Raw genomic sequence first — 12,209 nt, forward strand, 5'->3', positions numbered from 1 at the left:
TTAAACCGTATCTTTTTCGAGTAAGAGCTTCAAACCCAACGCGACTAAAACAAAACCGGTTGTCCCTTCCATCCAACGCATAAAAGATGCGTTCTTCAACAAGTTTTTTGCAGAGCTCAATGCTCCCGCCAGGCCACACTGCCAAACCATCGCAATCACAAAATGAATACCTGCCATCAATAACGACTGAAGCAACGGTGAATGTTCAGGATTAATAAACTGAGGCAAGAACGCAAGGTAAAAAACCGCCGTTTTCGGGTTAAGAACATTAGATAGAAAACCTTCACGTAGAGAACGCTTAACGCTGAGCTGTGAATGAGACAAGGTTGCCACGTTCATGCCCTGTCCAGTTTTCAACAAGGTACGCAAACTAGAGATCCCCAACCAAATCAGATACGCCGCACCAATCATTTTCATGAAGTGGAACAGATCAGCCGACTGAGTCAGGATCGCAGAAATACCAATCGCGGAAAAAGTTGCGTGCACGAATAAGCCAGCACAAATCCCAAGGCTGGTCACACAGCCATCCACCATCCCCGCTCGGGAGGTGTTGCGAATCACCAGCGCAGTATCAAGACCGGGCGTTAAAGTGAGAATAGTAATGGCGATAAGAAACGCTTCAATGTTCTGTATGTACATATCAATCCCTGAAAAATCACAAGTGATTAACTTATACCGTAAAGTGTGATTTGTGTCTCTAACAGATTATCGTCAGATAAGAAAACGCCCAGCAGTAAGCTGGGCGTTTTCTTTAAATTTTTATTAATGGCTAGCACTCAGAGCTTCATCTAAAGTCTTTACTTTTTCTAAAGTATAAACTTTGTTCACCTTATCCCATGGAATCGGATCAGTCGACACACCTTCATCTTCAGCTCTTTTTTTAACATCAGTAAAATATGAGCCTTTCTTATAATCCTCGATAAGTTTCCGATTGCTATCATTATCAATAATTCTGTCTGGTGGTAGCTCTTTAACATAAATCATTTCATCACATCCTTTGAGCCAGACTTTTGCATTTCCATTCGGTAGTAAACCAAAAACTAACTCCGTACGGAAACAATCATGAATAACAAAGCCACTTTCAAGCGTATAACTAAGGTTGATAGACATCAGCCGTTTAACTGACTCGTCAAGTTCATATTTGGTTACGTAAAACTTAGGATTTACCAAAGATGCCCAATAAATATAAATGTAGTCTGGTAAATGAGTTGTACCACCGATTTGGTCGCGTCGTACTATGCTTATTGAATGCAACGGTAGTCCGTATCCGTCATAGTCTGGTAGTTTTTTCCGCGCATTACTTAATTCGCTTCTCGTCATAAACTGCGTAAAATTATGCAGTAATGAAGTCCAATCTTCCTCCTCATTCACACCATAAGCCTGAGTGACATTTACCGGATAGAATGAAGGCATAACAACGCCAACTTGCCACTTTTTCCCAGGTACTGGCGAAGCGTCCGAAGCGCAAGCAATCAATAGAAGCGATATTACAGATGCAATTATATATTTATAATTCAAATCATTTCCCCTTTTCACATTCATAACTGGCCCGTCTGTAACAATTCTGTTTTTCATCCCAGAGGGGTTCCATACCAATATCGCCGCCCGATGAATGATGATACAAGCCCATTTTCATGAATGCATCTTTAAGTTTTTTGTCACTCAGCCTTTTGGACAAAGAGTCATAATCTCCACATTTGGCTGATTCTAATATTTCGTCATTAAATTTTCTGAAACCAATCGTATCAATATCTTGCACCTTATATTGACTTTTTTTAAGCAGTGAATCAGACCAAACTCTTCCATTTTCATCATTAAATGGAACACCATGAAATTCTGATAATCCGTACATCAAGCGAAGATAAAGCCTAGACAGATCACCTGAAACCAAACGTTTAATATAGAGACGCCCAATGACCGTTCCACTATCCCTGTCGTTTCCTCTATTTCTTACCTCAAATTCTGGTTCAGAATAGTCGCTCTCATTCCATCCAGTTAACCGATCTCTTTCCTTATATTCCATCAACTTAGATTTTATATATTTCTTAGCTCGTTCTTTCTCCCATTCACCAGAAAAAGATCTGCTGATTTTCTTTACCAACTTATTCTCAAACATTGGAAGTAAAAAATCTTTTTGGATATAACTTTGCCGAGAATGATAGCCACCACCTATATCTGAGTGTGCACCTGGTAACACAAATTCATAAAAGTGTTGTTCATCTCTCGAGTTGAGATGATTCAAACTAAAGTTGTTCCGACATTCAATGGTTGGGTCAGCGGTTAGGTGTACAACGCGCCGTACACGTTCAGGATCGAGCCAAAGTCGCACGTCTCCATTGTCTGTGTGTGTTGAAAAATCAAAAGACAAAAGATCGACAACAGAAGCAACAGTGTCGAATAACCCTGCAAAGCTAATTTCACAACTTGCCTTGCCTTCATCTTTCTCGTCCCAATCAAATCCGAACTTCAAAGGTAATCCTGCATTGGCACATGCCTTTGAAAATACAGGTACAAACTCACCATGTTTACCATCCAATACCACATTTACAAAATGCCTAGCAGCAGCAGCCCCTCGACTGAAACCAAAAACATCGAATTGTAACTTACTAATGCCATCTATATCTGAACCAACTTGGTTACGAATGTCGGAAGCCACGTATTCCATACTTTTTGAAAGTTGATCAATACCTGTGGAGACCTTAGCCGTTACGCCATACTTGCCTGTTCCAAGTCCTTGCCCAATCAGAGATTCATCTGCTGGAGATATATTTGTGCTGTTGCCTGTTCCAATTCCTGTTACATATTGCGCATGAGAAAACGTCTTGATTTCTTCAAAATATGTATTATCGGAATATAAATCATACAGTTTCTGAACATTAGTCAGCTCATTGGTTGCACTACCTTCCACGGTTTCGATTTCCCCGTCATCGTTTTTAAACAATGAGATAAAGAAGTTATCTTTCTTAGGATACGCAAAACAGTCATCAGAAAGCAGCACTTCTGGTATAGCATTTTTAGGGTAACCGGTTTTTCTGGAAAGAATGTCGCAGTCAGCTTCGTATTTTACCTTCCAAGTGGAATAGTATTTTTCCAGTTCCTGCTTACCCCATTTCGCACCATAGGTATTGTTGGCAGTGCCATCGAAGAACATGCCGACACGCAAGGTGATAAACTTGTATGCTCTGACCTGAAGAACATACGTTTTATCGACGATCAATTTAACTGCATCACCTTTCCCTTTCTGATGGTAAGTCGGCAGTGTTACTTTCTCGGGTAACAGCGTGAGATCGCCAGTGGTGATTTCTGCATATTTCACGAGGCCACCATTGTGACCGCTATAACCAGCAGCAAAGTCTTTGGTCGGCTTATCCGTGCTATTTCTCGGATGAGTTTCAGCTTGAGCTTCGAGAATCCATGGCTCTGCGTCTAAAACCAGTTGTACCGGGCCGGGCGGTAGCTGCTCAATCAAAATGGGGGCATCACTCAGTTCGACAGGATGTTCAACTTGATTGGAGTCAACCAGTACACCAGTCACCCCCGAGAATGGTTGATTATTTTCATCTCGAACAAGAATTTCTATCCAGTGAGTTAACTGTTGGCATGGTAAGCAATAAGCGTTGGTTCCTGTACTGCTCATACAAATTTCTCCTGAATATTCAATAACTGTTCTTGTTCTGGATTAGATAAGTGAAAAGCGAGGCATACTTCCGTCATCGATACCGGAGTCCGTTGAACCAGCATGTTCAACACTGCCAGTTCCCCTTGTTCTGGGTTAAATCCTTGCGATTGCGCCTGAACCAAAGTCTGTTTGATGATCCCCACGGGTTGCTCAAGCGCTTCCATCGATTCGGGCAACACTTCCCAGAACCGTTTTTCTAAAATCACGGCATGAGTTTGGGTGGAGTACAGAGGCTTAAGATGTGCCTCTTTCATTCGCCACCAAGGTGCTGATTGCAGTTCGAACGGCGTCACTCGGGTTGACGACCAGGTTTGCAATTGGTCTGTTTCGGTACAAAAAGCAGTCAATTCCTTGATGTTGCCGAATAGCGCGTTGAGATCGCTCTCGTCCATTACCATAAGCATTGGCAGTAACACTTTCGGATCGTAAAAGCGAAAGACTACTTCTTCACCATCCAACCCTGCGGTCAACAAACTACGCAAATGGTCAGTCAGATCCTGTAGATCTGCCGACGATGTGAAGAACAATCCCTGCTGCAACGTCGCTTGAGAAACCGCAGCCAAGGATTCATCGGCAGGCACCAACCAAGGTGACAATGGCATCGCATTGGCAAACATGTCCCCATAAAAAAGTGGGATGGAATGCTCGAACGCAAAACCGCCATTTTCGCTTGCGGCTTGTTTAAAAGGGTCTGCTTTGGCAAGCCAAAAGACGGGCAAGCTTTGTGTATCTAGCCACTCAGAAATCATGAATTACTCTCCGCGAGTGTACAAGGTTTCACTGCAGGCACATTGGCTTCCTCTGCCTGCAACAAAGCTTGGTAAGAAACCGTTTTCGGAGCATCCAGTGGCGGCGCATCGTCCAAATTGCCCGGCAGTGTGGCAGCTTGGCCACTGAAACCACTGCCACTGCCCGGGCTACCGCCCGAGTTCAGGTTCACACCTGCACCTGAAAGATGAACCCCTGCCGGGTCGACTTTCACAAAGCTGCCGCCCGCTTTCACGGTGATTTCGGAGCCAGCTTCAATGACGACCTTTTGGCCCGCTTTAATATGGACTTCAGTACCCGATTCATTCACCCAAACACTGCCGGTTTTCACATGCAATGAACCTTCAACCATCAGAGTTCGATTTCCGGTCACCGATTCACGGCTTTCGCCGCCCACCGTCAGATGCTGATTGTTTTTGATCTGAGTAAAACGGTCGTTCTCCACCGTGAGGTGTTTGTCGTGTTGAATGACACTGGTGTGGTCATTTTCAATCAGGCTGTCAAAGTCTTTCTGCGCGTGCAGGTAAATTTGCTCACTACCCGCTTGGTCTTCAAAACTGAGTTCGTTATAACCCTGCCCCTGATGGGTTTCGGTGCGCAGCACAGTTTTGGTTTTGTTATCCGGTAGCGTATATGGCGCGGTGTTGGTGGCGTGATAGGTACGGCCGGTGACAATCGGTTGATCGGGGTCGCCATTGAGAAACGACACAATCACTTCATGACCGATGCGCGGTATAGCGATCATGCCATATTGGCTGCCCGCCCAACCTTGCGAGACACGCACCCAGCAGGAGCTGTGCTCATCACCGTTGGAATAGCGATCCCACGGGAAATGCAGTTTTACGCGGCCGTGTTCATCACAGAATATCTCTTCGCCTTCTGGGCCTACGACTGTGGCGATCATCGGGCCATCAAGCTGAGGTTTGGCTTGCGGCGTGGCGCGCCAAGTGCGATGCGCGGGGATGAGCGAGAATTGGTTCGCGTAGGTGGTCGCGCCATGGCCGCCAGCTTCTTCCAGCGCCTGAGGCTGAGTGCCTTGGCTGGTGACACGCACCACCAACCAGTCTCGGTTTAAGGTGTCGTCGAGGTGCTCTTGCAGGTCAAACTTCACGCCCGGACGCAGCATCGGTTGGTTGCTTTTGCCGGTTGCGGTGTGCGCGTTGCGGCGCAAATAATCAAGGCGGATCTGGCTAAACGCTTTACCGCTGACATCGTCTTTATAGCGCCCCGGCGCATCGAAATGTTCGTAGTCTGGCTGCTGGTAGTCCATTTCGATCCCGACCGCTTGCTGGGCAAAGGAGTATGTCGGCTTTTTGAAACTGTAATCCTGCAGCGCCGTCTGGCTCACCTCCGATTGGGTGTGCACGCTCAGCGCCGAGATGTACGGCGATTCAATCATGCCGCCCGCCAGCGTGTTGTACGGGATTGGCTCACCGAGTTTCGGCAGGCTGTCGGAGGCGTCGCTGAATATCAGCGTGTGCTTGCCTTCTTCATGAATGAAGCTGTACACCAGCCCTTCTTCGGCCGCTAAGCGATGGAGAAAATCTAAGTCGGTTTCACGGTACTGAACGCAGAATTCACGTTGCGCGCAGTCGCGAGTCAACGCAAAGGCATAGTCGTTGATGCCCATTTCCTGCAGCAGGATGGAGAGGATTTCCGGCACGGTGTTGAGTTGGAAGATGCGACTGTTGTGGCGCAGAGACAAACGCTCTAAAGCAGGGACTAACGTGAGTGAATAGAAGGTGTGGTGGTGGCCGGTATCGCCCTGTGTAAAGCAGCGCACAATGCCGTTTACACGTTGAACCAGCATATCGTCGCGATAGAGCGTCAGCTCCGCGACTTTATCTACCACCATCTCCGGCGTTAAATTGGCAAGCCGACTGGCCAATTCCAGTTCATAACGAAACCCGTGGCACAGTTGTTCATTTAAGAACTGCCCATTCATGCGTTCGCTGGATAGGGTTTCCTGCCCGTCGAACCCACGCACCACCAGCGTGTCGTCCTCCAGACCTTCCACATGAAACTGATACTTTAACGTCGCCATCCTGCCATTCCTTCATACTCAGTAAAAATGGTGAAACCTTAAGCGCAAAACACCCGAAACCGAGCGGATGCTAGGGTGCGGGTTGGATGCTTTGTGCTTAAGGTTCACAAGGTTGCCCGCCTGAAGACGGGCAACGCAGCTCGCGCGTAAATTACGCTTCGACTGGTTTACGCCAATCGTCTGAGCCTGAAGTACCCGCATTCACGTGATCCCACGTGATTTTGCGGTAAGACATTGAAACAGTCAGGTTCTGAGTGAAATCAGATTTTGCTGGGTCTTGGCAGTGTGGCATTTCACATTGAATATCCACGATAGACGCGTTTTCCAGCTTGGTGGTGAAGAAGTTTTCTTGTTTGCCTTCGATAGACGTGCGGTACCATTTCAGTTCAACAGTCGTCATCTTCTCGCCTGAAGCCAGTGCGTTGTACAGCAAAGGAACGGCTTTGTTCAGAGACACGGTGAATTTGAATGGTTTGTGCACACGTTGACCTGAAGGCTGGCCTGATTGTGGGTCAGTTGGTACGGTAACGATATGGTCGAACTGCTGAACCAGCATTTCGTCTTCATGACCTTCAACGAATGAATCGCCGATAGAATCCGCAGTACAAGCGCCTGCAGTGATAAGACCCTGAGTTTGACCTTCGATAGAGATATAACATGGAGTTGGCATTGCTCATTCCTTTCTAACTGGTTGTTTATCAGGCAACGGGTTAAGACAACCTTTGCCATTCGATAAAACGTTCGTGATGTAAGTGCGCTCAGCGCGAATTCAGTGAGTAAGGGAGCAAAGTCGATGCCACTTTGGCATTCCATTAAAATCAACCAGTTATATTTAAATTATTGCCATTAGAGCAACAAACTGCCTTTGTTCAAGCAAGATCTTGCTTGTCGGGCAAGGTTCACGTCGCTGGGTCAGGTCACCAAAACACCGATTCAGGTCACTTGTTAATTTGTAGCACGTTGGTACACTTCTCTCTCATTTTTCGTCAAGGAAGGCTATTCTCATGAGTGCATTCGATAAATTAGTTAAACACTCTAAAAAGGTTTCTCACTTCAATCATTTGTCTGCCATCTGCGGTTGGGATCAAGCGGCGGTGATGCCGACGGGTGGCGCTCAAGCGCGTTCAGAAGCAATGGCTGAACTCTCTGTTCATATTCATGGTTTGATGACGCAGCCGCAACTTGGTGATTGGTTTGCCGAAGCAGAAGCGGAAAGTCTCAATAGCGAACAAACCGCTGTCCTGCGCGAGATGAAACGCCATTGGCAACAAGCCAACGTATTGCCTGAATCTTTGGTGGAAGCCAAATCACTGGCTGGCTCAAAGTGTGAACATGCCTGGCGCTCTCAGCGCAAAGCAAACGACTGGGCCGGGTTTGAAAAGAACTGGGCTGAAGTGGTGAAGTTATCTCAAGAAGAAGCACAAATCCGTGCTGAAGCGACGGGCGCCACGCCTTACGATGCGATGCTGGAACTCTATGAACCCGGCACGACGACAGAATCTTTGAACCGCGTGTTCAGCGATGTAAAAAGTTGGCTCCCAGAGATGATCGATCAAGCGATTGAGAAGCAGCGTTCTGAATCGGTGTTAGAGCCGAAAGGCTACTACCCAACACATAATCAAAAAGCGCTCGGCCTTGACGTCATGAAACTGCTTCAGTTCGATTTCGATCATGGTCGTTTGGATGAAAGTGTCCATCCATTCTGCGGCGGCGTGCCTAGCGATGTGCGAATCACAACGCGTTACAACGATAATGAATTCGTGCAATCGCTGATGGGGATCGTGCATGAAACAGGTCACGCACGCTACGAGCAAGGATTGCCAAAGCATCTGACGGGAACCCCAGCAGGTGAAGCGCGTTCGATGGGCATTCATGAATCACAATCCCTGTTCTTTGAAATGCAGTTGGGTCGTAGCCCTGCATTTATCGATCATTTGGCGCGTTTGTCTGCGGATCACTTTGGCGCTCACAATGACAAAGTGTTTCAAATCGACAACATTCAAAAGCTGTATACACGAGTGAAGAAAGACTTTATTCGTGTGGATGCCGATGAGCTCACCTACCCTGCACACGTTATTCTGCGTTATGAAATTGAGCGTGATCTGATGAACGGCGCGATCAAACATACAGACGTCCCTGAGCTATGGGACGAGAAAATGAGCGCGTCTTTAGGCCTGAGCACCAAAGGTAACTATCAGAATGGATGTATGCAGGACATTCATTGGACCGACGGTAGTTTCGGCTATTTCCCAAGCTACACCTTGGGTGCGATGTACGCGGCGCAATTTATGGCCACCATGAAACAGAGTGTTGATGTGGATGCGGTGATTCGCAGCGGCGACTTATCTCCGATTTTTGCTTGGCTACACAGTAATATTTGGAGCAAAGGTAGCCTATTCACAACAGATGAACTCGTGAAACACGCGACGGGTGAAACACTCAACGCCAAGCATTTCAAAGCGCATCTAGAAGATCGTTATTTGAAATAAACGTGACATCATCACAACCGAAAAGAAAGAGCCGCGAATGCGGCTCTTTTTGTCAACGAGGATTACCACGAATACTGCAATGCGGCATTCAATGAACGCCCCGGGTTGTAGTAATTCGCCGTCCCAGAGCCAACGACATACTGTTTATCCGTCAAGTTATGTACGTTGAGCGAGAAACTCGCAGCTTTGTTGATTCGGTAGGTAAATGCAGCATCCAAGAGCGTGGCGGCTTCGCTTTTGCTGGTGTTCGCCGCATCGAAATAGTAGCTGCCGACATAACGCGCGCCTAAACCAACATCCATCGAGTTCACTGGCAACGTGTAATATCCCCAAAGCGATGCGGTATGATTCGGCGCACTGGCAAACTCGTTACCTTCCAACGAATCCCCGGTTCGCGTGCTGCCCCGCACCACGTCCGATTTCATGTATGAGTAGCCGCCAGTGACGTTAAAGTTGTCTGCCACTTCCGCTTTCACTTCAAGGTCAAAACCTTTAACGCGCGTTTCACCGACCGTCTCACGTTCAATCGTGCCGTTATCTTGCACAATGGCCATGGTGACATCTTTCTTCTTAAGGTCATACACCGCCGCTGAAATCAGCGCATTGATTGCCGTCGGCGCGTACTTCACCCCCAACTCAATTTGTTCACCGCGTTCCGGTTTCACGCCGATTGACGGTGGCGCTACTGATTCCACTTGGCTGATATACGTCGACCACTCTTGAGACACCTTATACGTCAGCGCGGCACGCAGGGATGTTTCAGAGAAATCATCGCTCGTTTCCACATCATTGATGTCGCGATTCGATAAATCGAGATAATCATGACGAGCGCCCACGGTTAGAATATAACGGTCATCCAGCGAGAGGTTTTGCTGCACAAAAATGGATTTTGTCGTGTAGTCTTGATCGTTCTGACTGTATGGTGCACTAATGGTTGGAGCCCCGCTGTAAACTGGGTTCTCAATATTAATGCTGCTCGCTAAACCGTACACCGATGAGTCTTGACTCGATGCGTCACGATATTCCAATCCGACCAATGTGCTGCTATCGACGCGCGCAAAACTCACGTCGTACTGCAAAATGGTGTTCCCAATCAACTCTTTTGAAGTGGTGTCGGTGCCAAAGTAATAACGCGAGAGATCACTCCCCGAGCGCCCTTCAAAGTCATACAAATACACGTAGCCAAAATTGTCTTTTAAGTGGCTATAACGCAAGTTCCCGCTGAGTTTCAGACCATTCGCGAAGTAATGAGCAATTTGTGCGGTGACATTGGTGCGTTCCACATCATGTTTGTTGTAATCCGGTTCGCCAAAAAATCGGCTGCGATCGTACTCTTTATCGAGCGGGTAACCACCGCTGTTGGGTGTGGAATCGCGCCCTAGGTAATCCAACATCAATGTGGCAGTGGTATCAATAGAAGGCTGCCACGTGATGCCGCCCATCACAAACTGCGAATTATCTTTGGAATGATCATACTCTAGGTCGCCGTCTTTCAATTTCGTGGTCACGCGATATGCTAACGTTTGGTCATCATTGAGCGTGTCGCCGAAATCAACGCCAATTTCTTTGTTGTCATACGAACCGTAAGAGACATAACTGTTGCCAAAGCGCTCAAATTTAGGACGTTTGCTCACGAAGTTAACCGAACCGCCCGGATCCGCTGGGCCAAACAGTGTTGAGTTGGCACCGCGAATCACTTCCACACGCTCATACGCGTAAGGATCTTCACGCACACCGCGCATGGATCCTAACGTTAATCCGTCTCGATACGTGGTGGCTTGAAAGCCGCGAATTTTGAAATAATCGTTTCTGTCGTCCGATCCATAGTAATCGGTAATTAATCCCGGAGAGTATTGCAACACCTCTTCCGTTGTGGTCGCTTGGCGCTGGTTGATCTCTTTGTCTGTGATCACAGACACCATGGCGGGCGTATCCAACACGCTGGTCGCCACCTTGCCCCCCACCCATAGCTCTTTCGATACCGTGGTTTCACTATCATCAGAGAGCGACTGCCCATATACAGTGATGGTATTGACACGATAGGCGTCAGTGTCGGTATCACTTGATTGAGTTTGCGCGTAAACCATTCCAGAGCACGCCAAAGCTGGCGCATAACACAACATCAAGTATTTAGAATATTGGCCTGATTTGGGCGAAAAAGTACCACTACGATTGTCCATTGATTTAATCCTACTCGACAACTTTCTTTTTATTAATGCAAATGACAATACTTACTATTTGCAATTAAATAAATTAATATATCGTTATCGATTGATGCCTAGAGAGAAATAAAGCGAGTGGAATTACGTCATCTGAAATACTTTTTGGCGGTCGCTGAAACACAGAATATTCGTTCAGCCGCGCAAAAGGTTCACGTCACTCAACCAGCCATATCGAGAAAAATTAAAGAATTGGAATCTGAACTGGGCGTGCAGTTGTTTGATCGTCTGCCGAAAGGATTACGTTTAAATCGTGCCGGCAAGGTCTACCAAAAAGAATTAGGCGCCGTCATGCGTCAAATTGACGATGCCAACGAGAGAATACGCCAGTTTGCGCACAACGAATATGGTTCGCTTGCATTAGGCGCGCCTGATTTCGTGTTGTGGGAAGGCGAAATCACTCAGTGTGTGAATCACTTTCGCCATGACAATGCTGAAGTCGAATTGGAAGTGTATTCGGACACGCCCATGGTACTACTCAAACGTTTGGAACTGGACCAAATTGATGGTGCATTTCTCTATCATTTCTCTGACTTATCTTCGGAATACATCGTTCAACCGGTATCACAAGACCGATTGGTGCTTGCCTATCCAACCAGTTGGACAACGGACATCTCCCCTGCCATATCGATTGCATCACTCAACGGGCTCCCTACTGTTCGCTTGCCAAGAAGCGCCGATCCGTTTTATCACGATTGGCAAGAAGCGTTATTTCAAGAACTGGGTTGGAAGCCGGCAGTGACCCAGTGGGCGCATGGCGAAAGCACCATGTTAGGACTGGTGGCTTCAGGTAATGGCGTGGCAATCGTCAATGAACGACATTTCAGCCGCTCATCGAAGCGGATCAAGTACACACCGTTGGATTGCATCCCACAAACGACGCCGCTCAATTTTGTGTACAAGAAAACCTCCGACAATCCGTCACTGAAGTCATTTTTAGCCGTATTAAATAGCGAATGAACAGCGCCTTCGCGAATGCGAAGGGCTGGTCAGACAAATAAGCGAGCATG

At 47.2% G+C, this 12,209-nt stretch carries 9 protein-coding genes; 2 read left to right on the forward strand and 7 right to left on the reverse strand.

Annotated elements, in window-relative coordinates; all coding sequences use genetic code 11:
- The 6 genes from VFA_RS07040 to hcp-2 form a co-directional block, all read right to left on the reverse strand.
- A complete protein-coding gene (locus VFA_RS07040; protein WP_004726022.1) occupies positions 1–639 on the reverse strand; it encodes a LysE family translocator in 639 nt (212 codons plus the stop codon).
- Positions 640–762: 123 nt separating this feature from the next.
- Positions 763–1,518, reverse strand: a complete 756-nt coding sequence (locus tag VFA_RS07045; RefSeq protein WP_038151431.1) for a DUF2931 family protein — start codon at positions 1,516–1,518, stop codon at positions 763–765.
- A 1-nt stretch (position 1,519) separates the two neighbouring features.
- Positions 1,520–3,637, reverse strand: a complete 2,118-nt coding sequence (locus VFA_RS07050; protein WP_004726024.1) for a phospholipase effector Tle1 domain-containing protein — start codon at positions 3,635–3,637, stop codon at positions 1,520–1,522.
- A complete protein-coding gene (locus VFA_RS07055) occupies positions 3,634–4,428 on the reverse strand; it encodes a DUF4123 domain-containing protein (RefSeq protein ID WP_004726025.1) in 795 nt (264 codons plus the stop codon). Before VFA_RS07055 ends, VFA_RS07050 begins: the two co-directional genes overlap by 4 nt.
- On the reverse strand, positions 4,425–6,491 hold the full coding sequence (locus VFA_RS07060; RefSeq protein WP_004726026.1) for a type VI secretion system Vgr family protein: 2,067 nt from the start codon (positions 6,489–6,491) through the stop codon (positions 4,425–4,427). The genes VFA_RS07055 and VFA_RS07060 overlap by 4 nt, the downstream gene beginning before the upstream one ends.
- A gap of 151 nt (positions 6,492–6,642) precedes the next feature.
- Positions 6,643–7,161 (reverse strand): type VI secretion system effector Hcp-2, encoded by a 519-nt coding sequence (hcp-2, locus tag VFA_RS07065; protein WP_004726027.1) that lies wholly within the window; start codon positions 7,159–7,161, stop codon positions 6,643–6,645.
- Between the two features lie 334 nt (positions 7,162–7,495).
- Here hcp-2 and VFA_RS07070 point away from each other — a divergent pair, with 334 nt between their 5' ends.
- A complete protein-coding gene (locus VFA_RS07070; RefSeq protein ID WP_004726028.1) occupies positions 7,496–8,980 on the forward strand; it encodes a carboxypeptidase M32 in 1,485 nt (494 codons plus the stop codon).
- Between the two features lie 62 nt (positions 8,981–9,042).
- On the opposite strand, the gene VFA_RS07075 is transcribed toward VFA_RS07070, so the two are convergent.
- Entirely contained in the window at positions 9,043–11,160 is a 2,118-nt protein-coding gene (locus VFA_RS07075; RefSeq protein WP_115333242.1) for a TonB-dependent siderophore receptor, read from the reverse strand.
- Between the two features lie 117 nt (positions 11,161–11,277).
- Here VFA_RS07075 and VFA_RS07080 point away from each other — a divergent pair, with 117 nt between their 5' ends.
- Positions 11,278–12,159: a LysR family transcriptional regulator gene (locus VFA_RS07080; RefSeq protein WP_004726030.1), complete on the forward strand. Its 882-nt coding sequence runs from the start codon at positions 11,278–11,280 to the stop codon at positions 12,157–12,159.
- Positions 12,160–12,209 lie beyond the last annotated feature (50 nt).

Source organism: Vibrio furnissii CIP 102972, from assembly GCF_000176175.1.
In the GTDB taxonomy this organism is placed as follows: Bacteria; Pseudomonadota; Gammaproteobacteria; order Enterobacterales; family Vibrionaceae; genus Vibrio; species Vibrio furnissii.

What these genes read in the sequence shown, in the direction of transcription:
- VFA_RS07070 (WP_004726028.1), top strand. Translation starts at nt 7,496, where the DNA reads ATGAGTGCATTCGATAAATTAGTTAAACACTCTAAAAAGGTTTCTCAC.
- VFA_RS07040 (WP_004726022.1), bottom strand. Translation starts at nt 639, where the DNA reads ATGTACATACAGAACATTGAAGCGTTTCTTATCGCCATTACTATTCTC.
- VFA_RS07050 (WP_004726024.1), bottom strand. Translation starts at nt 3,637, where the DNA reads ATGAGCAGTACAGGAACCAACGCTTATTGCTTACCATGCCAACAGTTA.
- VFA_RS07075 (WP_115333242.1), bottom strand. Translation starts at nt 11,160, where the DNA reads ATGGACAATCGTAGTGGTACTTTTTCGCCCAAATCAGGCCAATATTCT.
- VFA_RS07060 (WP_004726026.1), bottom strand. Translation starts at nt 6,491, where the DNA reads ATGGCGACGTTAAAGTATCAGTTTCATGTGGAAGGTCTGGAGGACGAC.
- VFA_RS07055 (WP_004726025.1), bottom strand. Translation starts at nt 4,428, where the DNA reads ATGATTTCTGAGTGGCTAGATACACAAAGCTTGCCCGTCTTTTGGCTT.
- hcp-2 (WP_004726027.1), bottom strand. Translation starts at nt 7,161, where the DNA reads ATGCCAACTCCATGTTATATCTCTATCGAAGGTCAAACTCAGGGTCTT.